The organism is Micromonospora globbae, from assembly GCF_036184225.1.
Lineage (GTDB): Bacteria > Actinomycetota > Actinomycetes > Mycobacteriales > Micromonosporaceae > Micromonospora > Micromonospora globbae.
Genome location: NZ_CP108084.1, coordinates 3,712,098 through 3,737,085 on the forward strand (window position 1 = coordinate 3,712,098; position 24,988 = coordinate 3,737,085).

19 protein-coding genes are annotated in these 24,988 nt (G+C 73.0%); 11 read left to right on the plus strand and 8 right to left on the minus strand.

The features are described 5' to 3' along the window. Positions 1-62 precede the first annotated feature (62 nt). Both OG994_RS16440 and OG994_RS16445 read left to right on the plus strand, forming a co-directional pair. A complete protein-coding gene (locus OG994_RS16440; RefSeq protein ID WP_407942611.1) occupies positions 63-1,187 on the plus strand; it encodes a phosphotransferase family protein in 1,125 nt (374 codons plus the stop codon). Next, positions 1,187-2,407 (plus strand): acyl-CoA dehydrogenase family protein, encoded by a 1,221-nt coding sequence (locus OG994_RS16445; protein WP_120329400.1) that lies wholly within the window; start codon positions 1,187-1,189, stop codon positions 2,405-2,407. The genes OG994_RS16440 and OG994_RS16445 overlap by 1 nt, the downstream gene beginning before the upstream one ends. Positions 2,408-2,518: 111 nt before the next feature. Here the strand turns inward: OG994_RS16445 and OG994_RS16450 are convergent, their stop codons facing one another. The 6 genes from OG994_RS16450 to OG994_RS16475 all read right to left on the minus strand — a co-directional run bounded on the left by OG994_RS16450 (position 2,519) and on the right by OG994_RS16475 (position 9,231). Then, positions 2,519-3,565 (minus strand): LacI family DNA-binding transcriptional regulator, encoded by a 1,047-nt coding sequence (locus tag OG994_RS16450; RefSeq protein ID WP_120329399.1) that lies wholly within the window; start codon positions 3,563-3,565, stop codon positions 2,519-2,521. Between the two features lie 77 nt (positions 3,566-3,642). Continuing rightward, positions 3,643-5,076 (minus strand): GH1 family beta-glucosidase, encoded by a 1,434-nt coding sequence (locus OG994_RS16455; RefSeq protein WP_328850233.1) that lies wholly within the window; start codon positions 5,074-5,076, stop codon positions 3,643-3,645. Then, positions 5,073-5,873 (minus strand): carbohydrate ABC transporter permease, encoded by an 801-nt coding sequence (locus tag OG994_RS16460; RefSeq protein ID WP_240033012.1) that lies wholly within the window; start codon positions 5,871-5,873, stop codon positions 5,073-5,075. Before OG994_RS16460 ends, OG994_RS16455 begins: the two co-directional genes overlap by 4 nt. A 92-nt stretch (positions 5,874-5,965) precedes the next feature. Further along, the gene (locus OG994_RS16465) at positions 5,966-6,949 is read right to left on the minus strand and encodes a carbohydrate ABC transporter permease (protein WP_328850234.1); all 984 of its coding nucleotides are present in this window, start codon (positions 6,947-6,949) and stop codon (positions 5,966-5,968) included. 122 nt (positions 6,950-7,071) lie between these two features. Then, complete coding sequence (locus OG994_RS16470) at positions 7,072-8,382, minus strand: extracellular solute-binding protein (RefSeq protein ID WP_120329395.1); 1,311 nt, start codon at positions 8,380-8,382, stop codon at positions 7,072-7,074. 303 nt (positions 8,383-8,685) lie between these two features. Then, positions 8,686-9,231 (minus strand): plasmid pRiA4b ORF-3 family protein, encoded by a 546-nt coding sequence (locus OG994_RS16475; protein WP_120329394.1) that lies wholly within the window; start codon positions 9,229-9,231, stop codon positions 8,686-8,688. Positions 9,232-9,381: 150 nt separating this feature from the next. On the opposite strand from OG994_RS16475, the gene OG994_RS16480 reads away from it, so the two are divergent. The 9 genes from OG994_RS16480 to OG994_RS16520 all read left to right on the plus strand — a co-directional run bounded on the left by OG994_RS16480 (position 9,382) and on the right by OG994_RS16520 (position 20,304). Beyond that, positions 9,382-10,128: a pyrimidine reductase family protein gene (locus tag OG994_RS16480; protein WP_120329393.1), complete on the plus strand. Its 747-nt coding sequence runs from the start codon at positions 9,382-9,384 to the stop codon at positions 10,126-10,128. A 252-nt stretch (positions 10,129-10,380) separates the two neighbouring features. Then, a complete protein-coding gene (locus OG994_RS16485) occupies positions 10,381-12,132 on the plus strand; it encodes an ATP-binding protein (RefSeq protein WP_120329392.1) in 1,752 nt (583 codons plus the stop codon). 11 nt (positions 12,133-12,143) lie between these two features. Next, positions 12,144-13,292: an exonuclease SbcCD subunit D gene (locus OG994_RS16490; RefSeq protein ID WP_120329391.1), complete on the plus strand. Its 1,149-nt coding sequence runs from the start codon at positions 12,144-12,146 to the stop codon at positions 13,290-13,292. Continuing rightward, complete coding sequence (locus OG994_RS16495) at positions 13,292-15,766, plus strand: SMC family ATPase (RefSeq protein ID WP_328850235.1); 2,475 nt, start codon at positions 13,292-13,294, stop codon at positions 15,764-15,766. The genes OG994_RS16490 and OG994_RS16495 overlap by 1 nt, the downstream gene beginning before the upstream one ends. Further along, entirely contained in the window at positions 15,763-16,737 is a 975-nt protein-coding gene (locus tag OG994_RS16500) for a hypothetical protein (RefSeq protein WP_328850236.1), read from the plus strand. The genes OG994_RS16495 and OG994_RS16500 overlap by 4 nt, the downstream gene beginning before the upstream one ends. Positions 16,738-16,902: 165 nt before the next feature. Continuing rightward, positions 16,903-17,763, plus strand: coding sequence for a spermidine synthase (locus OG994_RS16505; protein WP_120329388.1), 861 nt, complete (start codon positions 16,903-16,905; stop codon positions 17,761-17,763). Between the two features lie 226 nt (positions 17,764-17,989). Further along, positions 17,990-18,676 (plus strand): sigma-70 family RNA polymerase sigma factor, encoded by a 687-nt coding sequence (locus OG994_RS16510; RefSeq protein WP_120329543.1) that lies wholly within the window; start codon positions 17,990-17,992, stop codon positions 18,674-18,676. Then, entirely contained in the window at positions 18,673-19,455 is a 783-nt protein-coding gene (locus OG994_RS16515) for an anti-sigma factor family protein (protein ID WP_328850237.1), read from the plus strand. The genes OG994_RS16510 and OG994_RS16515 overlap by 4 nt, the downstream gene beginning before the upstream one ends. 204 nt (positions 19,456-19,659) lie before the next feature. Beyond that, positions 19,660-20,304 carry a COG4315 family predicted lipoprotein gene (locus OG994_RS16520; RefSeq protein ID WP_120329386.1) on the plus strand — a complete coding sequence of 215 codons (645 nt, stop codon included), beginning with the start codon at positions 19,660-19,662 and terminating at the stop codon, positions 20,302-20,304. An 80-nt stretch (positions 20,305-20,384) separates the two neighbouring features. Here the strand turns inward: OG994_RS16520 and OG994_RS16525 are convergent, their stop codons facing one another. Then, positions 20,385-22,154, minus strand: a complete 1,770-nt coding sequence (locus OG994_RS16525; protein WP_328850238.1) for a stealth family protein — start codon at positions 22,152-22,154, stop codon at positions 20,385-20,387. 52 nt (positions 22,155-22,206) lie between these two features. Next, the gene (locus OG994_RS16530) at positions 22,207-24,936 is read right to left on the minus strand and encodes a bifunctional glycosyltransferase/CDP-glycerol:glycerophosphate glycerophosphotransferase (RefSeq protein ID WP_328850239.1); all 2,730 of its coding nucleotides are present in this window, start codon (positions 24,934-24,936) and stop codon (positions 22,207-22,209) included. Positions 24,937-24,988: the final 52 nt, after the last annotated feature.

Consider the following 24,988-nt stretch of genomic DNA (forward strand, 5'->3'; position numbering starts at 1 on the left):
GGCATGTCCCGGACGCAAAATCCGACCTTGACAACATGGCGGAGCTGCCATCAACTAATCGGATGACCGATCCGGCCGTCGACGCGCTCCGGCCGGGAGCCACCCCGGACTCCCCCGCCGGGGTGGAACCCGCCGCCCCGACCGGTGGTGACGGCGCGCCCGCCGGGGTCGACCTCGACCGGCTCGGCGCGTACCTCGCCCGGCACCGGCCCGACCTGGCCGGCGGCCCGCTGCGGGCCCAACTGATCGCCGGCGGCAAGTCGAACCTCACGTACCTGCTGTTCCTCGGCGAGCGCGAGGTGGTGCTGCGGCGCCCGCCGCTGGGACACGTGCTGGCCACCGCGCACGACATGGCCCGCGAGTTCCGCGTGATCTCCGCGCTCGCGCCCACCGAGGTGCCGGTCCCCGGGGCGCTGCTCCACTGCCCCGACCCGGACGTGATCGGGGCGCCGTTCTACCTCATGGAACGGGTCGCCGGCGAGGTCTTCCGCACCCGCGCGCAGACCGACCCGCTCGGCGCGCCGCGCCGCCGCGAGCTGGCCATGGCCATGATGGACACCCTGGCCGCCCTGCACCGGGTGGACCCGGCGGCCGTGGGGCTGGCCGACTTCGGCCGGCCGGAGGGCTACCTGGAGCGGCAGGTGCGCCGCTGGGCGGGGCAGCTCGACCGCTCCCGCAGCCGCCCGCTGCCCGGCGCCGACGAGTTGCGCGACCGACTGGCCGCGACCGTTCCGGCCAGCGCCAACGCGGGCCGGATCGTGCACGGCGACTACCGGTTGGACAACCTCCTCGCCACCGTCGACCCGGTGGCGGTCCGCGCCGTGCTCGACTGGGAGATGGCCACCCTCGGCGACCCGCTGGCCGACCTGGGCCTGCTGCTGACGTACTGGGACGTGCTCGGCGGCAGCGAGACCGCCGAGGGCAACCCCGTGGCCGACGGGCTCGGCCCCCGGGCCGGCTTCCCCACGGGCGCCGAGCTGATCGAGCGGTACGCCGACCGCAGCGGCGTGGACGTCGGCCCGCTGCACTGGCACGTCGCGCTCGGCTGCTTCAAGCTCGCGGTGATCTGCGAGGGGATCCACTACCGGCACACGCTCGGGCAGACCCTCGGAGCGGGATTCGACCGGATCGGCGACATGGTGGCGCCGCTGATCGCGTACGGGCTGACGGCCGCCGGGGAGCGTTGATGGACTTCGCGTACGACACCCGCACGGAGGAGCTGCGCGCCGAGCTGACGGCGTTCCTGGACGAGCACGTGTACCCGGCCGAGGCGGTGCACGCCGCGCAGGTGGCCGAGGCCGGCGACCCGTGGGCGCGTCCGCCCGTGATGGCCGAGCTGAAGGCGGAGGCGCGCAAGCGTGGGCTGTGGAACCTGTTCCTGCCCGACCGGCGCTACGGCGCGGGGCTCACCAACCTCCAGTACGCGCCGCTGGCCGAGTTGACCGGGCGCAGCCCGCACCTGGCCCCGGAGGCGCTCAACTGCGCCGCGCCGGACACCGGCAACATGGAGCTGCTGGCCGAGTTCGGCTCGGAGGAGCAGCGCGAGCGGTGGCTGCGTCCGCTGCTGGAGGGCGAGATCCGGTCCGCGTTCTGCATGACCGAGCCCGACGTCGCCTCGTCGGACGCCACGAACATCGCCACCCGGATCACCCGCGACGGCGACCACTACGTGATCAACGGCCGCAAGTGGTGGTCGTCGGGCGCCATGGACCCGCGCTGCGAGATCTTCATCGTCATGGGCAAGACGGACCCGGACGCCGACCGGCACCGGCAGCAGAGCATGGTGCTGGTGCCGCGGGACACCCCGGGCGTCACGGTCCGGCGGGGCATGACGGTGTTCGGCTACAGCGACGCCGCGCACGGCGGCCACGCCGAGATCGACTTCACCGACGTCCGGGTGCCCGTGGAGAACCTGGTGGGCGAGGAGGGCGGCGGCTTCGCCATCGCCCAGGCCCGGCTGGGCCCGGGCCGCATCCACCACTGCATGCGCCTCGTCGGGATGGCCGAGCGGGCCCTCGAACTGCTCTGCCGGCGGGTCACCGAGCGGGTCGCGTTCGGCCGGCCCCTCGCCGAGCAGGGCGTGGTGCGGGAGTGGATCGCGGAGTCCCGGGTCCGCATCGAGCAGGCCCGCCTGCTGGTGCTCAAGACCGCGTGGCTCATGGACACGGTCGGCAACAAGGGCGCGCACACGGAGATCCAGGCCATCAAGATCGCCACGCCGGCGATGGCGGAGTGGGTGATCGACAAGGCCATCCAGGCGTACGGCGGCGCGGGCGTCAGCCAGGACACCCCGCTCGCGGCCCTGTGGTCGCAGGCCCGCACCCTGCGCTTGGCCGACGGCCCCGACGAGGTGCACCGGGCGTCCCTCGCCCGCCGCGAACTCCGCCGCCACACCCCGAGCCGCTGACCCCCCTCTCGCCCGCGATCTTGCACTTTCGGCCCCCGGATCGCGTGGTTTGTCCGGGATGTCGGGGCAGGAAGTGCAAGATCGCGGGGGTTAGGTGGCGGGGGGAGGGGGTTAGGCCGTGCCGCGCTCGACCAGTCGCGTGTCCAGCAGGATGTTCGGGGAGGCGATCTCCTCGCCGCGGATGCGGGCGACCAGCAGGCGGGCCATCTGCCGCCCCATCTCCTCCACCGGCTGGAAGACGGTGGTCAGCGGCGGATCGGCCTGCCGGGCGATCGGCGCGTCGTCGAAGCCCACGACCGCCACGTCGTCCGGCACCCGCCGGCCGGCCTCCCGCAGCGTACGCAGGGCGCCGAAAGCCATCAGGTCGGAGGCCACGAAGACGGCGTCGAGATCCGGGCAGACCTCCAGCAGCCGGCGCATGCACACCGCCCCGCTCTCCTCGCTGAAGTCGCCGTACGCGACGAGGTTCGGATCGACCCGGCCCCCGGAGGCCGCGACGGCCTCGGTGTAGCCGGTGAGGCGGGCCAGGCCGGCGCCCATGTCCTGGGGACCGGCGATGGTGGCGATCCGCTTCCGCCCGCGCACCGCGAGGTACTCCACCGCCTGCCGGGCGCCGCCCACGTTGTCGACGTCGACGAACCAGGCCGGCTGCGCGCCCGGTTGCAGCATCCGGGCCGGCCGGCCGCCGAGGACGCTCGGCAGGCCCCGCTCCTCGAGCAGCGTGGGGAGCGGGTCGGCGTCGTGCAGGGAGAGCAGCAGGACGCCGTCGACGTGCTGGTTGGTCAGGTGGTGCTCGACGCGTTCGCGTTCCAGCGGCGACTGGGCCATGGCCAGCCAGAGCTGCATGGGCGTCTCGAGCAGCGCGGAGCTGACGCCCCGGACGATCCCGGCGAAGAACGGCTCGGTGAACACCCGGTCGCCGGACTCGGAGACGACGAGCGCCACGGAGTCGGTCCGCTGCGTCACCAGGGCCCGGGCGGCGCGGTTCGGGACGTACCCCAGCTCGGCGATGGCCTGCTCCACGGCGGCCCGCGCCTCCGGACTCACCTGCGGCGACCCGTTGACCACCCGGGAGACCGTGCCGCGCCCGACGCCGGCGCGGGCGGCGACCGCGTCGAGGGTCGGGCGGCCCAGCGACCGGCTGCGCTGCGTTGTCATCGTCTGCTCCTCCGACGTCGGGCGGTCCGGCGCCGCCGCCGACCGTGGCGCCGGACCGCCCGCATGCTGGCCCGAGCCTATTCTGCGGCCAGACCGTTGCGTCGGATCACCTCGGCGTACCACCTGGCGCTGGACTTCGGGATGCGGGCCTGACTCTCGTAGTCGACGTAGATCATGCCGAACCGCTTGGTGTAGCCCCAGGCCCACTCGAAATTATCCATCAGTGACCAGGCGAAGTAGCCGCGCAGAGGGACGCCGGCGGTGATGGCCTCGTGCGCGGCGCGCAGGTGGGCGTCGAAGTAGGCGAGCCGGTCGGCGTCGTCGACGCGGCCGTCCACGACCTCGTCGACGAAGGCCGAGCCGTTCTCGGTCACGTAGATCGGAAGGTCGGTGTACTCCTCGTGCACCCGGCGCAGCGTCTCGACCAGGCCGGGGGCGTCGATCTCCCAGTTCATGTCGGTGACCGGCACGCCCCGGGTGACGAAGCGGACGTCCTCGCTCCCGGGCCAGCACGACGGCGAGCGCCAGTACGGCTCGGGCGCGACGCCCTCGACGGGCGCGGCCACCACGTGCCGGCTGTAGTAGTTGACGCCCACCAGGTCCAGCGGGCTGGCGATCACCGCGAGGTCGCCGTCGCGCACGTGGCCGAAGTCGGTCACCTGCCGCAGGTCGGCCAGCAGGTCCGCCGGGTACGCCCCGCGCAGCAGCGGGTCGAGGAAGAACCGGTTCGCGAGCGCGTCGATCCGCCGCGCCGCGTCCCGGTCGCCCGGGGTGTCGGTGGCCGGGGTGACCGGGTAGAGGTTGACCGTCACCCCCACCTGCGCCTCCGGGCGCGCGGCCCGCAGCGCCTGCACGGCGAGCCCGTGGCCGAGCATCAGGTGGTGCCCGGCCCGGACCGCGTCCGCCCCGTCGGAGCGGCCGGGAGCGTGCGCCCCGGAGCCGTAGCCGAGGAACGCCGAGCACCACGGCTCGTTGAGCGTGGTCCAGTAGCGCACCCGGTCGCCGAGCGCGTCCGCGACCAGCGCGGTGTAGTCGGCGAACCGGCCGGCCGTGTCGCGGGCCGGCCAGCCGCCGGCGTCCTCCAGCGGCTGCGGCAGGTCCCAGTGGTAGAGGGTGAGCCAGGGCTCGATGCCGTGCGCCAGCAGCTCGTCGACGAGCCGGCGGTAGAAGTCGAGCCCCGCCGGGTTGGCCGGGCCGGCGCCGCCGGGCTGCACCCGCGGCCAGGCGACCGAGAAGCGGTACGACTTGAGCCCCAGCTCGGCCATGAGGGCCACGTCCTCGCCGAGCCGGTGGTAGTGGTCGCAGGCCACGTCGCCGGTGTGCCCCTCGCGTACCCGCCCGGGCGTGTGGCTGAAGGTGTCCCAGATCGACGGCCCGCGGCCGCCCTCGGCGACCGCCCCCTCGACCTGGTAGGCCGCGGTCGCCGCGCCCCAGAGGAAGCCGGGCGGGAAGGTCAGTGGCGGGCGCTCGTCGAGGACGCCGAGGGCGGTCGGGGTGGCAGGGTTGCTCACGACTTGACGGCACCTTCCATGATCCCGCCGATGATCTGGCGGCCGAAGACGAGGAACACGACCAGCAGCGGCAGGGTCGCCAACGCGGTGCCGGCGAACAGCGCGGTGTAGTCGGTCTGGTACAGGCCGGACGAAAGGATCTTGAGGGAGTACTGCACCGTCGGGGTGTCCGGGGTGAGCACGACGAACGGCCAGAGGAACTCGTTCCAGGTCTGCATGAACGTCAGCAGCCCGAGTACGGCCGCGGCCGGGCGCAGCGCGGGCAGCACCACGTTCCAGTAGATCCGCCAGGTCGAGCAGCCGTCGAGGCGGGCGGCCTCGATGAGCTCGTCGCTGACCGCGGCCAGGGCGTACTGGCGCATCATGAACACCCCGAAGCCCTGCACGAGGAACGGCACGATGACCGCCTGGAGGGTCCCCGTCCACTCCAGCTCGACCATCATGAGGTAGAGCGGGATGATGCCGAGCTGGGTCGGCACCATCATCGTCAGCACGATCACCAGGAGCAGCCCGTTGCGGCCCCGGAACCGCAGCTTGGCGAGCGCGAAGCCGGCCAGGCTGGAGAAGAAGATCACCGAGACGGTGACGATGGTCGACACCACGGCCGAGTTGACCAGCCCGTAGAGGAACGCGGCGTCCTCGTTGGCGAGCATCCGGTCGATGTTCTCGAAGAGCATCCCGCCCGGCGTGGGCGGCATGTCGTAGACGGCGCTGTTGTCCCGCGAGGCGATGATGAACGACCAGACGATCGGGAAGACCGACAGCACGCACCCGAGGATCAGCGCGAGGTACGTCAGCGGGCTGGCCTCCCAGAGCCGGGCTCCCGGCGTACGACCGCGGCGGGCCCGCGGCGGCGGGGTGACGGATCGGGGAAGGGCCTGGGTGGTGGTCACTTCTGCTCCCCCTTCACCGAGCGCCGGACCAGCGCGAAGTTGATCAGCGCGAAGATGATGATCATCAGGAAGAGCAGCCACGACATCGCGGCGCCGTAGCCGTACTCCGCGTTGCCCGTGAAGGTCTGCTCGTAGATGTACATGGCCAGCGTCTGGAACTCGTGCTCCGCGCCACCGCGGACCATCCCGTGCCCGTACATGAGGGGCTCGGTGAAGATCTGGAATCCGCCGATGGTGGAGATGATGACCGTGAAGAGGATGGTCGGCCGGATCAGCGGCACGGTGATCTGCCAGAACTGCCGCCAGGCCGAGGCGCCGTCCAACGAGGCCGACTCGTACAGGTCCCGCGGGATGGCCTGCATGGCGCCGAGGTAGATCAGCGCGTTGTAGCCCGTCCACCGCCAGTCGACCATGAAGGCGATCGCGAGCCAGGAGGCGTAGCGGTTGTCCCGCCAGGCGACCGGGTCGATGCCGACGGTGCCGAGCAGCCAGTTCACCAGGCCGTACCGGTCGGCGAAGATCAGCGCGAAGATGATGCCGACCGCCGCGACCGAGGTGATGTTGGGCACCACGATGCCCATGCGCAGCAGCGTGCGACCGCGCATCTGACGGTTCAACAGGTTGGCGAGCAGGAGCGCCACGATGAGCTGCGGCACCGTGCTGAGCACGAAGATGCCGACGGTGTTGTACGCGGCGTTCCAGAACTGGGCGTCCGCCAGCAGGACGCGGTAGTTCTCCAGACCCGCGAACTCCCGGGTGCCGCTCAGCAGCTCGTAGTCGAACAGCGAGACGTAGACGGTGTAGAGGAGCGGGAAGAGGCCGAAGATCCCGAAGAGGACGAAGAACGGCGCGACGTAGAGGTACGGCGAGTACTTGAGGTCCCAGCGGCCGAGCCGGTACGAGGAACGGCGTGGCTCTGGTCGGTGACGAGCTGGCGTGGCGGCCCGCCGTGGCGGTGCCGCGCCGACAGTGGAACTCATGGCAGGTCCTTCCGGGAAGAGAGGAGGCGGCCTCGCGGCGGCGCCCACACCCGTTCCGGGCATGGGCGCCGCCGCCGGCTCACGGCACCCCGTGTCCGTGAGCCGGGCTGGTCACCGGCGGTTCAGCCGGCCGACACCTTCTTGGCCTCGTCCATCGCCTTGGTCCACGCGGCGGCCGAACTGAGCTGGCCGCGCTCGGCCGCCTGCATCTGCGGCTCGACGATGGTCTCCCACACCTGCTGGTGCTTGGCACCGAGGAAGACGGGCTTCATGTTCTTGACGCTGTCACCGAAGATCTGGCCGACCGGGGCGCCGCTGAAGTACTCGCTCGTCTTGCCCTTGAAGGCCGGGTCCTCGATGCCGGGGATGCTGGACGGCATGGCCCCCGCCTCCTTGAACGCCGCCAGGTGGCCCTCCTTGCTGGTCAGGTACTTCGCCAGCAGGTACGCCTCCTTCGGGTGCTTGGTCTGGGCCGGGATGGCGAGGTAGGAGCCGCCCCAGTTGCCGCCGCCGCCCGGGATCGTGGCGATGTCCCACTTGCCGGCGTTGGTCGGGCCGGAACGCTGGGCGATGATGCCCTCGGTCATCCAGGCCGGGCAGGGGATGGTGGCGAACGCGTTGTTCTTGAACGCCGCGTCCCAGTCCGCGCTCCAGCGCTGGGCCTTGGCGGTCAGCCCCTCGGCGGCCATCTGCAGACCCGTGTCCCACGCCTTGCGGATCACCGGGTTCGTGTCGCCGATGAACGAGTTGTCCTTGCCGAAGAAGAAGACCTCGGAGTTCTGCATCACGTACGGCTGCATGAGGCTGGTCGCGCTGTCGAGCCACGCCGCCTTGACCTTGCCGCTGGCCTTGTACTCGCGGCCGAGCGCGATGTAGTCGTCCCAGGTCTTGATCCGCTGGGAGACCGTCTCCCGGTCGGTCGGCAGGCCGGCCTGCTGGAACAGGTCCTTGCGATAGCACATGGCCAGGCCGCCGACGTCGGTGCCGAGGCCGATCAGCTTCTTACCGTCCGGCGTCAGGGCGTTGTTCCACTTCCACTCGGGGAAGTTGGCCTTCAGTTCGCCGGCGCCGAGGTCGAGCAGGTTGGTGAACTTGTCGTGGTTCTGGACGTACTGCAGCAGCACACCCTCTTCCAGGCCGACCACGTCACCGGCGCCGCTGCCCGCCGCCAGCCACTGCACCAGCTTGGGCTGGAAGTCGCGCAGCTCGCCCATCCGCTGGTGCTCGACCTTGATGGTCGGGTTGGCCGCCTCGAAGTCCTTGATGGCCTGGTCGTAACCGAAGTTGGAGAAGGTCTGGAGGACCAGCTTGACCTGCCCGCCCTCGCCTGCCTCGTCGTCATTGCTCTTGCTGCACGCCGTGCTGCCGAGGGCCACGCCCGCGGCCAGCGCGGCGACCGCGACAGTGCGGAGCCGGCGCCTGATGACGCTCATCCCTGACCCCTCTCAGGTGGGTTGCTCGTGTGGTGGTTCTGGTGTGCTCGTGGTGCGGCGTGCTCCCCGACTCTCCGGTTCGGTGGTCACGCCTCGTGCCGTGTTCCGCCTGGTTCGTGTGGCCGGGGAGCCTCGGCCCCACGCGCCGGGAGCGCTCCCGTCGATGCGCGCATTGATCCGGGAGCGCTCCCATGAGATTGCGGGCACGTGTCGAGGGTGTCAATAGACCACTGGGAGCGTTCCCAGATTGTTACCGCCGACGAGAGGCCACGGGGCGGCGGCGCACGGCGCCTCCGCGGCGCGTCAGCAGAAGCGGCGAAGCAGGGTGGCGGCGCGGCCGGGATCGAACGCGGCCGGGTCGAAGGCGTCCCCCACCCAGTCCCGCATGGCGTGGTGCTCCGGGTGGCCGGGATCGGCCAGGGCGGCGAGCAGCGCCCGGTAGCCGGACACGCCGCCCACGTCCTCCGGCGGGCACGCCCGCTCACCGTCCAGGCAGGCCGGGTACCGCTCGTCCGGGTCGGCGGTGACCGCGTCCTCCACCACGACCTCGTGCTCCCACCAGTCGCCGAAGTCGTACGTGTACTCGAAGCGGCTGCCCTTGCCGAGCACCGCGTCGAGCCGGACGTCGAGTTCGTCGTGCAGCGCCAGCTCGCCGTCCGGGTCGGGCTCGCCGTACTGGAGGCCGTCGATCTCGAACGAGTGCAGGTGGCAGTCGCGCCAGCCCATCGCGTGCTGGATCACCCGGTGCAGCCGGTCGAGGGTGTAACCGGCCGGCACGAGCACCCGGCGCCAGACCGGCGGGCGGACCCCGACAAGGGAGATCCTCAGCTGGAAGATCTGACGCGGCATGCTGTCCCCCTCCTCCTCGGCATAGGCTGCGAGCATGATCTGCCGAGCGTGCCGGGCGAGGCGGCACGACGACTGTCCGGGGCGGAACTGGTGCGACTGCCAGCACCGTACCCCCCGACCGACCCCTCCGGTCACCGGTCCGGCCAGCGAATGAGCGTCGGAATCCCGATCGGCCGGATCTGGCCCGCGCCCCCGGCGCGACCCCTCGACGACGACGCGCTGACCGCGCTCTACGCGCGGGCCGACCGGCCGCGCCTGCGAATGAACTTCGTGACGAGCCTCGACGGCGCGGTGAGCGTGGACGGCTACTCGGCCGGCCTGTCCGGCGAGCCGGACAAGCGCGTCTTCGGCCTGCTCCGGATGCTCTGCGACGCGCTCGTGGTGGCCGCCGGGACGCTGCGGCACGAGGGCTACCGCGCGGTGCGCCTGGACGAGCGCCGACGCGCCTGGCGGCGGGAGCACGGCCTGCCCGAGTACCCCACCCTGGTGGTGGTCTCCGGCTCGCTCGACCTCGACCCGGCGCAGGCCGCCTTCGCCGACGCGCCGGTGCGCCCGCTGGTGCTCACCCGCGCCGAGGCTCCGCGCCGGCCCGACCTGGAGAAGGTGGCCGACGTGGTGCGCCTCGGCACCGACCGGGTGGACCTCGCCGCCGGGCTCGCGGAGCTACGCCGGCGCGGCCTCGGCCAACTGCTCTGCGAGGGCGGCCCCCAGCTGTTCGGCGCGCTCACCGCGGCCGACCTCGTCGACGAACTGTGCCTCACCGTCGCCCCGCTGCTGGCCGGCGCGGGGCCGGGCCGCATCGTCGCCGGTGAGCCGAGCCCGCCGCGGCGGCTCCCCCTGCGACACGTGCTCGCCGCGGACGACGGGACGCTGCTGCTGCGCTACGCGCGCGACTGAGGTCGGCGCCCGCGCCACCCACGACCGACGGGTGCCGGCACCCACGCCACGCGTGGCCGGCACGCGGGGCGAACGCCGGCCGTCGTGGCGGCGCCAACGCCGGCACCCACCGTGCCGGCGGGGTGACGCTGCGGCGGGGCGGCCACGTGCCGGCGTAATGTCCGCCGCGTCGCGTGGCGACCTGTCGTACTCCTCGGGCAGGATGCACCACGTGTGCGCCGACCGCGATGACCAGCCGACCGGAGTTGCCCGATGACCGATGACGGCTTCGACGGCCCCGGCGAGGGCGTCGGCCGGGTGCTCGGCACCGCCGACGCCACGCCACTGCAGTTCTGGACGGCCGTCTCCCCCGGCAGCTACCTGCAACTCGACGACGTGGTGGTGACCCGGCGCGAGCTGCCCGACCGCGAGCCGGTGACGATCGCCGGGGTGGTCACCCAGGTGCGCGCCCGGCACGAGGGCGCCCAGTTCGACTCGGACGTGTTCGCCATCGCCGACGGCACCCTCCCGGCCCAGGTGCAGGAGGCGGCCGAGGTGACGACCACGCGGGTCGACCCGGAGTTCTACGTGCCGCCGACTCCCGGCGCCGTGGTCCACCGGGCCGAGGGCGACGCCCGCGCCCGCGCGCTGCACTTCGACCGGATGGAGCGGCGGATCCCGATGGGGATGGGCCGCGACGGCGTGCCCGTCTACCTCAACGCCGACTTCCTCGACGGCACCCGCGGCGCGCACGTCTCCATCTCCGGCATCTCCGGCGTGGCCACCAAGACCAGCTTCGCCACCTTCCTGCTCTACTCGGTCTTCCGCTCCGGGGTGCTCGGCGGCGACGCGGTCAACGCCAAGGCGCTCATCTTCAACGTCAAGGGCGAGGACCTGCTCTTCCTCGACCACCCGAACGCCCGGCTCGACGACGACACCCGGGCCGCCTACGCGCGCCTCGGCCTCGACGCCGGCGCCTTCCCCGACGTCCGCGTCCACGCCCCGCCCCGGGTCGGCGACGCCTCGGGCACCCCCGACGTGAGCAGCCGGCTCACCGGGGTCGACAGCTTCTACTGGACGCTGTCGGAGTTCTGCGCCGACCGGCTCCTGCCGTACGTGTTCGCCGACGCCGACGACGAACGCCAGCAGTACACGATGGTGGTCCACTCGGTCACCGCCCACCTGGCCCGCTACGCGCAGCCCGCCGACGGCGGGGTGAGCATCGACGGGGTGCGGCTGGGCACGTACGCCGACCTGGTCGACCACGTCGTCGAGCAGTTGAACGACGACGAGGCCCGCGCCGAGTGGGCCGGCAGCGCCGTCGGCCTCGGCACGGTGAACGCCTTCGCCCGCCGCCTCATCGGCAGCAAGAAGGACCTGGGCCGCCTCATCCGGGGCGACCTGTCGACCCGGCGCCCGCACCGCATCAACACGGCCGAGAGCGCGCAGATCACCGTGGTCGACCTGCACAACCTGCCGGACCGCGCCCAGCGGTTCGTCGTCGGTGTGACGCTCAAGAGCGAGTTCGAACGCAAGGAGAAGGCCGGCACGGCGAAGCCGCTGCTCTTCGTCGTCCTCGACGAGCTGAACAAGTACGCGCCGCGGGAGGGCTCCTCGCCGATCAAGGAGGTGCTGCTCGACATCGCCGAGCGGGGCCGCTCGCTCGGCGTGATCCTGGTCGGGGCGCAGCAGACGGCCAGCGAGGTGGAGCGGCGGATCGTCACCAACTCGGCGATCCGCGTCGTCGGCCGGCTGGATCCCGCCGAGGCGTCCCGGCCCGAGTACGGCTTCCTGCCGCCGGCGCAGCGGCAGCGGGCCCTGCTGGCCAAGCCGGGCACCATGTTCGTCAACCAGCCGGACATCCCGGTCCCGCTCTGCCTGGAGTTCCCGTTCCCGGCCTGGGCGACCCGGGTGAGCGAGGCGGGCGGCGCGCCGTCGCCGACGCTCCGTTCGATCACCCAGTCGGCGGACCCGTTCGCGGTCGTGGGCTCGGGCGGCGGCACCGACGACGACATCCCGTTCTAGGGGGCGGCACCGTGAAGATCCTGCACACCTCGGACTGGCACGTCGGCAAGGTCCTCAAGGGCCGGTCCCGGGCCGAGGAGCACACGGCGGTGCTCGCGGGCGTCATCGACATCGCCCGCGCCGAGCAGCCGGACCTGGTCATCGTCGCCGGTGACCTCTACGACACCGCCGCGCCGACCCCCGAGGCGACCCGGCTGGTGACCCGCGCGCTCACCGCGCTGCGTCGGACCGGCGCGGACGTGGTGGCCATCGGCGGCAACCACGACAACGGCGCGGCGCTGGACGCGCTGCGGCCCTGGGCCGAGGCCGCCGGGATCACGCTGCGCGGCAGCGTCCGGGAGAACCCGGACGAGCACGTCATCGACGGCACGACCGCGGGCGGCGAGCGGTGGCGGCTCGCCGCGCTGCCGTTCCTGTCGCAGCGCTACGCGGTGCGGGCGGTCGAGATGTACGAGCTGACCGCCGCCGAGGCCAACCAGACGTACGCCGACCACCTGCGCCGCGTGCTCGGCCGGCTCACCGAGAGCTTCACCGAGGCCGGCCGGGTGCACCTGGTCACCGCGCACCTGACGGTCACCGGCGCGGCGACCGGCGGCGGCGAGCGCGACGCCCACACGGTGCTCGGCTACGCGGTGCCGGCCACCGTCTTCCCGACCACCGCGCACTACGTGGCGCTCGGCCACCTGCACCGCGCCCAGCGGGTCGACGGGCCCTGCCCGGTCCGCTACAGCGGAAGCCCTCTCGCCGTGGACTTCGGGGAGCAGGAGAACGTGCCCTCGGTGACGATCGTGGAGGTCACGGCCGACACCGCCGCCCGGGTGCGGGAGGTGCCGGTGACCGCGGCGGCGGCCCTGCGCACCGTCCGGGGCACCCTGGCCCAGCTCGCCGAACTCGACCAGCCGGACGCCTGGCTGCGGGTGTACGTGCGCGAGCAGCCCCGGGCCGGGCTGCGCGAGGAGGTGCAGGAGCTGCTGCCCCGGGCGCTGGAGATCCGGATCGATCCGGAGCTGGTGCCCGCGCCGGGCAGCGGCACCCGGGTGGCCCAGCGCTCCGGCCGCTCGCCGCGCGACCTGTTCGCCGACTACCTGGCGAGCCGCGGGCACGCCGACGAGGACGTCCAGCGGCTCTTCGACGAGCTGCTCGAGGAGGTCGACCACTGATGCGACCCATCCGGCTGGACATGGCGGGCTTCACCGTCTTCCGGGACGAGACCACCGTCGACTTCACCGACGCGGACTTCTTCGCGCTGGTCGGCCCCACGGGTTCGGGCAAGTCGACGGTGCTCGACGCGATCTGCTTCGCGCTCTACGGCACGGTGCCGAGGTGGGGCGGCACCCGGGGGCTGGCGAACGCGCTCGCCCCGTCCGCCGCCGAGGCCCGGGTGCGGCTCGTCTTCGAGTCCGCCGGGGCCCGCTACGTGGCCACCCGCGTCGTCCGGCGGGACAGCCGGGGCAACGTGAAGACCGCGAACGCGGGGCTGCAGCTGATGCCGGCCGGCTTCGACGTCACCAAGCTCGACACCGGGCTCAGCCCGGAGGATCTCGGCGAGGTGGTGGCGGGCACGCCGGCCGAGATGGACGAGGCCGTGCTGGAGGCGGTCGGCCTGCCGTACGAGCAGTTCACGAGCTGTGTGTTGCTGCCGCAGGGGCAGTTCGCCGACTTCCTGCACGCCAAGCCGGCCACCCGGCAGCAGATCCTCGTCAACCTGCTCGGCCTCGGCGTGTACGAGGAGGTGCAGAAGCGGGCCACGGCCCGCGCCGCGCAGGCGGAGGCGAAGCTGGAGGCGGTCGACCAGCTTCTCGCCGGACTCACCGACGTCGACGACGACGCGCTCGCCCGGGCCACCGCGCAGGCGGACCGGATGCGGGAGCTGGCCGCCGCGGTCTCCGACGCCGTACCCGAGCTGGAGGCGGCCCGGGCGACGGCGCGGGACGCCGCCGCCGCCCTCGATGCCCTGGACGCCGAGCTGGCCGTGCTGGGCGCGGTCCGGGCGCCGGACGGGATCGCCGAGGTGGCCCGGGCGGTGACGACCGCGCGCGCCGAGGCCGAGGCGGCGGCGCGCGCCGTGTCGCTGGCCGAGGAGCGGGAGGAGAAGCTGCGCGGCGAGCTGGCCGCCGCCGGCGACGAGAGCGCGCTGCGACGGCAACTGGACGCGTACGCCGAGCGGGAGAAGGTGGCCGGCCAGGTCGAGACGGTCCGCGCGGCGATGGAGGCGGCCGAGGCCGAGCACGAGGCGGCCGCCGAGGCGCTCGCGCAGGCCCGGGCGGCCGCGGAGCGGGCCGAGGAGGAGCTGGCGGCGGCGTTCCGCGCCCACGAGGAGGCGAAGGCCACGGACCAGGCCATGGCGCTGCGGGCGCACCTCATCGACGGGGCGCCTTGCCCGGTGTGCGAGCAGGTGGTGACCGACGTGCCGGCCGTGCCGGCCGGGTCGGCGGTGGCCCGGGCGGTGGAGGCGGGCAAGGCCGCGCGGGCGGCGAGCGAGGCGGCCAAGCGGGTCGTGCAGGAGCGCGACGCGGCCGCCCGGGAGGTGGACCGGGTGCTGCTGCGCGTACGCACCGAGCACGACGGCCTTCGCTCCCGCCTGGCCGAACTGGACGACCGGCTCGCCGGAGCTCCCACGGCCGACAGCCTGCGGGAGCGGCTGGCCGAGCACGCCCGGCTGCGGCGGGCCCTCGACGAGGCGGCCGCCGGCGTCCGGGCCGGCCGGGAGGCCGCGCGGCGCGCCCGGGGCACGCTGGACACGGCCGAGGAGCGGATGCGGGCGTCGTGGCGGCGCTTCGACGGCACCCGCGACGGGCTGGCCCGCTTCGGCCCGCCGGCCGCCGACCGGGACGACGTCGCCGCCGCGTGGGCCGCGCTCGCCGACTGGGCCGGCGCCGAGGCGCGCCGCCGGGAGACGGAGCGGTCCGGTCTCGCGGCGGCCGTCGCCGAGGCCGAGCAGGCCGCCACGGCGGTGGCGGAGCGGATCGCGGGCATCCTCACCGACGCCGGCCTGCCGGCCACCGACGACCCGGTCCGCGCCGCGACGGTCGCCGTGGAGCGGGCCGAGGCCGACCGGCGCCGGCTGGTGGAACGCCGCGAGCAGGCCGCCGAGCTGCGCGAGCAGCGCGCCGGGCACGAACGCGCGGCGCAGGTGGCCCGCGCGCTCGCCGGTCACCTGCGGGCCAACAACTTCGAGCGGTGGTTGCTCGCCGAGGCGCTGGACCTGCTGGTCGACGGGGCGTCGCGGATCCTGCGGGAGCTGTCGGGCGGCCAGTACGACCTCGTGCACGACAAGGGTGAGTTCTTCGTCGTGGACCACCACGACGCGGGGCTGCGCCGGGGCGTGCGCACCCTGTCCGGGGGCGAGACGTTCCAGGCGTCCCTGGCCCTCGCGCTCGCCCTCTCCGAACAGCTCGCCGGGATGTCCACCACGGCGGCGAGCCTCGAGTCGATCGTGCTCGACGAGGGCTTCGGCACCCTGGACGCGGCCACCCTCGACACGGTCGCCGCCACGCTGGAGAACCTCGCCGCCCGGGGCGACCGGATGGTGGGCGTGGTCACCCACGTGCCGGCGCTGGCCGAGCGGATCCCGGTGCGCTTCGAGGTCCGCAAGGACGCCCGGTCGGCCCGGGTGGAACGGGTGGGCCGGTGACGGCGCCCGGCGGGCGGTTCTACGTCGACGCGTGGGACCCGTCGTACGGGGCGTCGTTCGAGGCGACCGCGACCGGCCCGGCCGCGCCCAGCAGCGCGCAGGTCGAGACGGACGCCGAGCTGCCGGCCGTGGACTGGCGGGCCATCGACGTACGGGCCGGGGTGCGCGCGCCCGACGTGGTGCTGCTCGTGGACGGGGTGCGCCGCATCGACGCGAGCATCTGGACGGCCGAGGAGGACGGCGGTTCCTTCCCCGGCCTCGCCGCCTCGTACGCCGCCGGGGTGGTCCGCTGCGACCTGGAACGCGGCTCGGCGCAGCTGGCCGGTACGCGGGTCGGCCGGGGCCTGTTCACGGCGAGCCCGTCGGCGCGGGACGTGGTGGCCGGGTCGGTGCGCTACCCGGTGCACCGGGTCGGCGGCACCGGGGAGCTGGCGAAGCTGCCCGCCGCCGTGCAGGGGCCGCTGACCGCGCTCGAGGTGGCCGTCTCCGACGCGGTGCGCACCGACGGGGACCTGCTGGTGGTGGACGGGCCGCTGCGCAGCCGCCGGAACCTGCCGCGCACCCTCGGCTACATCAAGACGCAGCACAGCCAGTACCTGGACGCGCGGCTCACCGCGGTGGTGACGGGTCTCGCGGCCGGGCAGCGCTCGCCGGTGTTCCGCGTCGGCACCGCCTGGGGCGGGTGGTCCTGGTACCTGCGGCTGCCCGTGTCGGCCGGCGCTCCCTGGGCGGGCATCGTCCGTGTGGAGTGCTCCCCCGACCTCGACGTCGCCGAGGCGATCGAGCTGGCCGACCTCTCCCTGGTCACCCTCCCCCGCTTCGCCTCCACCCCGTACAAGGACCCGCGTGCCCCGCAGAACCTCATCCCGATCGCGGGCCTCGAACGGCGGCTGCGCGGGCTGCTCGGCGACGCCCGGCTGCTGCACCGCGCGCTGACGGCCGCCGCCCGGGCCGGCACGGCCCGCCGCTGACGCCGCTCCTCGGATCGCCCTTGATCCGGGATGTCGTCGTCCCGCACCGGCCGGGCGACCACGACATCCCCGATACCGCGTGATCGTGAACCTGTCCGCCCCGCCGAGGGACGATAAGCGGCCGGCGCGGACGCGACCGGCGAGGGCGGCCGGGATACTGGGCGGGTGGGGCGCAGGCGCAGCGGCGACGACCGGGTGGTCGAGCAGGTGGGGACCGGGCAGGCGGAGCTGGTCCCCGACCGGGACCGGGCCGGCTCGTGGACCCTGCTGCTGGACGGGGCGCCGCAGTCGCACGTCGACCTGACCGACCCGACCCACCTGGAGTTCGAGTACGTCCGGCGGCTGGCGACCGCCGTCGACCTCATCGCCCCCGCGGGCGCCCCGCTGCGGGTGCTCCACCTCGGCGGCGGGGCCCTCACCCTGCCCCGGTACGTCGCCGCGACCCGGCCCGGCTCCACCCAGCGGGTGGCGGAGGTCGACGGCGCCCTCGTCGAGCTGGTCCGCCGCGTGCTCCCGTGGCCGGCCGACCCCCGGCTGCGCGTACGGGTGGGGGACGCGCGGGAGGTGCTCACGGCCAGCCGCGACGCCAGCTACGACGTCGTGGTCGCCGACGTGTTCGCGGGTGCCCGCACCCCGGCGCACCTGACCTCGGTCGAGTACGCCGCCGAGGTGGCCCGCGTGCTCCGCCCGGCCGGCTGGTACCTGGCGAACCTGGCCGACGGTCCGCCGCTGCGGCACGCCCGCCGCCAGGTCGCCACGGTCCGCGCGGTGCTCCCCCACGCCGCCCTGATCGGCGACGCCGCCGTGCTGCGCGGGCGCCGCTACGGCAACCTGGTGCTGCTGGCCGGGCGGGCCGAGCCCCCGGTGCCCGAGTTGACCCGGCGCGCCGCCGGCGACTGGTTCCCGGGCCGGGTCGTCGCGGGGGACGACCTCGACCGCTTCGCGGGCGGCGCCGGCGTCGTCCACGACGCCGACGCGACCCCGTCCACACCGCCCCCGCCCGGTCTGTTCGCCACCGGCCGCTGACCCGCCCGCTCCGGCGTCCACTCGCGACACCCGCGTCCGCGCCGTTGGGGCGGACGGTCGGCGCAGGGCGCCACCGCGCAAGGACCGTGCGCGGCCGGTCGGCGGATCGTCGCGTCCGCATCGAAAATTCTTCGTCCGCCGTTGATCCGCTCGCGCCGGTCGCCCGTACCACCGGGCGGCCCAACCCCGAGGGCCGTTGTGGTCGGTGGACACCCCGGAGGTCTGCATGCACGCGGTGGCGGCCGGTTGGCACGGCGATGTGGTCCGGACGGACTGGATGTCCGCGCGGTCCCAGTCGCGGCCGGCCCGGCGGGGGGTCGACCCGCGGTCGGCGCCTCGCCAGAATGAGCCGGTGACGCCGCGACCGGCGCCCGGACGCCACCAGGCGGTGTCCAGCGAGGCGAGCCACTCCGACCAGTTGGTCCGGCTGCTGTACGCCGAGCACGCCGGCCCGCTGCTGGCGTTCGTCATGCGGCTCACCGGCGGCGACCGGCAGCGCGCCGAGGACATCGTGCAGGAGACCCTGCTGCGGGCGTGGCGCAACGCGCACCGCCTGGGCGCGCAGGGTCAGACGTCGCTGCGTCCGTGGCTGGTCACCGTGGCCCGGCGGATCGCCATCGACGAGCACCGCAGCGAGCAGGCGCGGCCGGCCGAGACGTACGACCGGGACCTGACCGCGTTCGCCGAGGCCGACAGCACCGACCAGGTACTACGCACGATGACCGTGGCGGACGCGCTGCGTACGCTGAGCCAGTCGCACCGGGAGATCCTGGTCGCGACGTACTTCCGGGGGCGGACCGTGCCGGAGGCGGCGGAGGAGCTGGGGCTTCCCCTCGGCACCGCGAAGTCGCGGGTGTACTACGCGCTGCGTGCGCTGCGCACGGCTCTGCAGGAACGGGGGGTGACAGGATGAGCCGCGCGGACCACATGGATGTCGCCGCGTACGCGCTCGGGGTGCTGGACGAGCAGGACACGGCGCGCTTCGAGGAGCACCTCGCCACCTGCTGGGCGTGCGCCGCCGAACTGGAGACGATGGTGCCGGTGGTCGGGCTGCTCTCCGGCATCGACGGCGAGACGATGACGGCCCTGGAGCAGACGGCGACGGACCCGCGGCTGCTCGACCGTACGCTGATGGCGGTCCGCGCCGACCGGCGGCGGACCCGGCTCCGGCAACTGCTCGCCACGGCGGCGGCGGTCGTGGTGCTCGGCGGTCTGACCGCCATCGGGTTCCACAGCGTGCTGGAGGACGTGGGCCCGACCGATGTGGTGGCCGAACCGACCGTGACGACGCCGGTCGACGTGCCTCCCACGCCCGGTTCCCCGCCCACCGGGCTCGGCATCGGCGGCCCGAACGAGGTGGAGGGCGACCAGGTCACGGCGACCGACGCCACGACCGGTGTGACGGCCACCATGTTCCTCGTCGAGCGTGACTACGGCACCCAGATCAACTTCAGTCTCGGGCGGCTGCCCGGCCCGCGCACCTGCCGTCTCGTGGTGGTCCGTGCGGACGCCGGCAGCGAGGTCGTGTCCACCTGGTCGGTCCCCGAGTCGGGATACGGGACGAACACGCGGGCGCAGGAGCTGGAACTCACCGCGGCGACCGCGGCGAAGAAGGACCAGATCAAGCAGATCCAGGTGCAGTCGGTGGACGCGCGCGGGGTGGCGAGCCCGCTGGTCACCGTGAAGCCGTAACACCCGTACGACACCCGTCGACGCCGGCTCCCGCAATGGCCGGCGTCGATTTGTCGTTGACGGGACAACCGTGCTGTACGCGCACACGCAGGAATCGGCCGATCGGTTCACGGCTCTCCTATGAAATTGACCACGGTTACTACCTCAACCTTGACAGCCCCGCCTCCGTACTCATCGGTGAACTGCGAGAAACGAGGAGGGCACGTGGCACAGATGAAGCGGACCGCCGTGGTCGTCGCGAGCGCGATGGTCGCCCTGACGGCCTGCGCTCCGGCGGGCTACCGCCCAGCCGATCCCGCCGCGGCCGAGCCGGTCGCCGTCGCCGCGGCCGAGCCCACCGCGTCGGCCGAGCCGAGCCCGTCCGCCGAGCCCGTGGCCGACGCGCCACCGGCGGACGTGGAACTGACCGAGGAACTCAACGGCAAGAAGGTGCCCCGCATGGGCAAGGTGGTGACCGACCAGGACGGCTGGATCCTCTACCGCTTCGACAAGGACACCGCCGACCCGTCCTCGTCGAACTGCGTCGACACCTGCGCGGAGGTGTGGCCGCCGGCGCTGACCGACGGCAACCCGCAGCTCAGCGGCGTCTCGGACGACAAGGTCGGCACCATCACCCGGCAGGACGGCACCCGGCAGCTCACGCTGGGCGGCTGGCCGCTGTACCGGTACATCGGGGACAAGAAGCCCGGCCAGTGGAAGGGCCAGGGCGTCAGCGGCACCTGGTTCGTGGTCGCCCCGGACGGCAAGAAGAACCTGACCTGCCTGCCGGAGGGCACCCCGAAGCCCGTGGCGCCGCCGTCGGACAGCGGGGGCGACTCGGACGCCGGGGACTCCGGCTACAACTACTGACCCACGGACACGGTGGCCGGTCGCAGCCGGGGAGGGCGCGGCCGGCCATCGTCATGCGGCGACGGGGAACCCCGGCCCCGTCAGGCCCTCTCCCAGGGGCTGGGCACCGGGAAGTAGGTGTCCAGGAAGGGCGTGAGGATCTTCAGCTGCCGTTCCAGGTCCTCCTCGGTGGAGAACGCGTCGTTCAGGCAGAAGACGTGCCGGTCGCGGCGGGCCAGCAGGTGCGCGAGCCGCGCGGGGGTGTCCGGATTGGACAGCTCGGCGATCGTGTACGTGAGGTCCCCGGGCACCGCGCGGCCGGTGTGGAAGGCGTAGTAGTGGTGCAGGGACGAGGCGACCGAGATGTCGGTCATGTTGCGGAACCGGCTCGCCATGGTCCGCCGGTGCTCCTCCGGGAACTCCCGCTCGATCTCCCACAGCACGCTGCGTCGCAGCGCGTGCGGCATGTGCTTCATCTTGCGGCTGAGCACCGAGCCGAACCGCTCGCCGATGAGCGTCCGGTTGTTCTTCCCGGCCGCGGACGACGGGATGTCCTCGGCGGTCGGGGCGCCCGGCGGCACAAGCGCCGGCGACGGGAAGAACCGGGACAGCCCGTTGCCCAGGAAGAAGTCCCGGGGCAGCACGTCCGTGCCGAGGAAGACGTCGTCGTTGAAGTACAGGAAGTGCTCGGAGAGGCCGTCGATGTGGTGCAACTGGCTCTCGATGGCGTGGGAGTTGTAGGTGGGCAGGACCGAGGGATCGGCGAAGATCTCGCGGTGACTGACCACCCGCAGACCGGGGGCCGACTGGTCCAGCCACGGCGGCACCTGGTCGTCGGTGACCAGGTAGATGTGCCGCACCCAGGGTGCGAACAGGTGCACCGACCGCAGCGAGTACCGCAGCTCGTCGCGGCTGAGGAACCGCGCGGCGCTCGCCGCCTCGGCGTGGTAGGGCATCCCCGTCACCTCGGCGCGGCGGCGCAGCCAGTCCGGGTCCGTGCCGTCCACCCAGGTGTAGACGATGTCGATCGGGAACGTCACGTCCTCGGGGAGCCGCCCCGCGAACTCGGCCCGGGTGCGGACGGTGGCGGGAGCCGACGCCGGCACCAGGCCGGTGAACACCGACTCGGACGCCAGGACCGTCGGGGAGGTCGCCACCACCTGCTCGGCCACCGGGTTGGGTCGCGGGGCGACGAGCGCGTCACCCTGCCGCGTCCAGAACTCGACGTCACACCCGTACGCCTGGCCCAGCACCAACCGCTGCCGGGGGTCGGTCCAGTACCAGACCAGCCGCAGCACCGGGACGTCACCGAGGCGCCGCCACACCTGCGCCTCGAAACCCGGCGCCGCTGGACGGCCCGACGACTCCTCACCGCCGCGCAGGACGTACCCGGGCACCCGGGCGCAGGCCGCCGCGAGCGCCGCGTACACCCGGTCGCGGTCCGCGGCGTCGACAGCCACGACGGACGAGCGCTCGGACCGCCCGCGCACCCGGAAGTACGGCACGCCCGCCTCGTCCAACGCCTCGGTCACCGCGGCCACGTTGCCCGTGCGGGCCATTGCCGGCGTGACGTCCGGCCGGACCCGCGCCACCTTGGGGCCGCGGTCCGCCGTGACCACCACCCGGTCCCCGCCGGCCAGCAGCTCCGGCTGGCGGCGGGCCAGCCGCTCCCCCCGCCGTCCCGCCACCTGGTTTTCGACGGACGCGCGGGCCACCCACTGCTTCAGCTGATGGCGCGTCTGCGGGCTGACCTTCTTGGCGATGGCGCGGCGCGTCTGCGGGCTCAGCACCCGCCGGTAGACGCCAACCAACCGCGAGGGTTCGGCCACCGCTCGCGGGATCTCCGACGGCGTGCCGTTCGCGCCGGTCATCCGCGACCTCCGCGACGGGGGGGCGTCGACCGGCCCGCCACGGGTACGTGCCTCACCGCTGGGGCCCCGGCAGCGCCGCGATGGCCGCCGCCACCCGCTGGCAGTTGTTCCGGTCCTGCACGGTGAAGAAGTCGGCAGCTCGCCGGTCGTACTCCTCCTCCCGGACGCAGCCGCGTTCCAGGTAGGCCACGATCGCCTTCACGGTCTCCTCCGCGTTCTCGCATACCGGCCCGAATCCGTGCTGACGGTGGTCGAAGTAGCCCTTACGGTAGCCACCGAGGGAGAAGAAGTCGTCGCTGTCGAAGTGCGCGTAGATCAGGGGCGTCCCGAGGTAGGCGACGTCGAACGCGGTGGACGAGTAGTCGGTGATAAAGAGATCGCACTGCCGGAGCGAGTCCTGCACGCTGCGTTCGGTCTGGTCCACCAAGGCGAAGCAGGGCTCCGGCGGGACCAGGCTGGTCGATACCGACCGCATCTCGTAGTGCGGGAGGTACTCCAGTACGTACCCGTGGCGCCGCAACACCGACCGCAGTTCCTCGCTGCCGAACAGCTCGCGGAGGAACTGTGCATAGCGGGACGTCTCGAAGGGGAACCGCGGGCGCACCGATGGGTTGTAGGACGGACTGACCAGATAGCTTCGCCAGGTCGGCATGAGCAGGATGCGCCGGTGGCCGCGGTCCGGCGTCAGCGCGTCGAAGCGCGGGAAGCCGAGGCGCTGTACGGCCTCGCCGTAGTCGAACCGGTCGGCGACGTACTCGGCCTCCTTGCCGGCGGCGGCCACGAACAGGTCGACCGCGGTTTTGGCCCGGTGTAGGCCGCCGCTGACGTCCTTGTCGGTAACGCCGTGCTGGAGGAACACCCGGTCCGGCCCGATGCGCCAGTTGAGGTGCTTGAGGAACTGCCCCCGCTCCCACCTGGAGGGCAGCATGTACGAGTCGATGTCGTACGAGTTGATCAACTTGGTGGCGTGCAGCATGAGGAACTTGTGGCGGAACGAATCGTACGTCACAACATTGCCCAAGCCCCTCAGCCGCTCACGGTCGGGGCTGTCCTTGGTGATCACGTAGTAAACGTTCCGCCTACGCTCTTCGGTGCGCAGGTACCGGAACAGGTGCCAGGAGTTGTCCTGCGCCGTGTCTTTGCGCTCGCCGACGAGCCACACATCACGCCGACGCATGAACGGCTCGGTGACCAGGCGCAGGAGGCGCTGCTTCCAGAACGGACGCCGGGAGAGGGCGTGCCGCAAATCCTTGCGGACCAGCATCCGACGCCACCGGCGTCGGCCCTCGGCACCGCCGCCACGCTGCACCAGCAGTGTGGCGTTGTCCCGGCCTGTGAAGCCCGGCAGGACGCGCGTGTTCCCCGCCAGCTTCATCGGCGCATCGCGGAGGAAGGCGGCAGAAATCAGGCACTGCCGCGACGCCTGGCCCGTCTTTGTCAGGAACACGAGCCGCAGGCTGTGCTGCCCGTTCCGCAGTTGCGCGACCGGAATCTCGGCGCTGAAGCCCGACCACTCGCGGCTTTCGTCGGCGGACTTCAGGTCGGCGCGCCGCTCGATCACGGCCGGCACGGTGAGCCCGCTGCCGCGGACCCGGAGCCCGAGGGACGTCTTGATCGGCCGGTGCATGGGCAGCCCGTTGATCTGCACGTGCCCGGAGACCCTGAGGGTCTCGCCGGACCCGTCCAGGCGCACCTGCTCCACCCGGGTGGACACGGCGGTCACCCGGGTCAGCGGAAGCAGCGCCGGCGTGACCGGGTAGTCCAGGTACAGCTCACCACCGCAGGCCACCACGCCCTGCACCCGCTTCCACGGGCGGGCGAAGAGCTCGAAGTCGTAGCACTTGAAGGCGAGGTAGGCGACCCGGTGTCGGGTGTCGGCGGTCCATCTCGCGATGAAGGCCGGGTCGATGTCCTGGTAGATCCGCGTGCACTTCTCGAAGATCTTCCACAGCTCGGCCTCGCCGAAGAGGGTGTGCGCCCGCATCGCGAAGCCCTGGTAGCTGCGGACCAGGAACCGCTCCAGCACCTCACGACGGAACACGTCGAGTTCGGGACGCAGGTCCGCGAGGAACTCGCAGAGTTCCAGGTGGTCCCAGTAGTTCGCCTCCCGGACGAAGAGGTTGTCCATGATCGAGTTGCCGCTGTCGCGGCGGCGGTACTGGTAGACCAACTCGTCGACCAGCGCGATGCGCTCCGCCTTGAGCAGCATCGGCACGGCCAGGAAGGCGTCCTCGAAGTGGACCCCCTCCCGGAACCGCAGACCGTGGGCGCGCAGCTGGGCGAGGTCGTACAGCTTGTGACACGGCCCGGCGTCGAAGATCAGCTCCGGCGCGTCGACCACGGTCTCCAGGAGCCGGTCGCCCTTGCCGAAGGGCTTCTTCCACAGGAACTTCGTCGGCTTGGGGAACGTGTCCATGTCGCCGACGGCGATGCTCGCCTGGTGCTTCACGATCGCCTTGAGCAGCACCTCGATGGCCCGCGGCGGCAGGATGTCGTCCGAGTCGACGAAGGCCACGTACGGGGTGTCGGCCATGTCGAGCGCCCGGTTCCGGGCGGCGCCGGGGCCGCTGTTCTCCTGTTGCACGGCGGTGACGTTCGCGTGCTCGGCGGCGAACTGCTTGGCCAGCAGGTCGGAGCCGTCGGTGCTGCCGTCGTCGACCAGGATGACGTGGCACTGCGCGAAGACCGTCTGCGCGGCGATCGACGCGAGCGTCTCGGGCAGGTAGTCGACGACGTTGTAGACGGGGACGATGATCGTGACCTGGGGGTCAGGGCCTACCACTCTGGGCTCCACTACGACGGGGGTACGGACTCGCGGGCGGACTGGGGCGGGG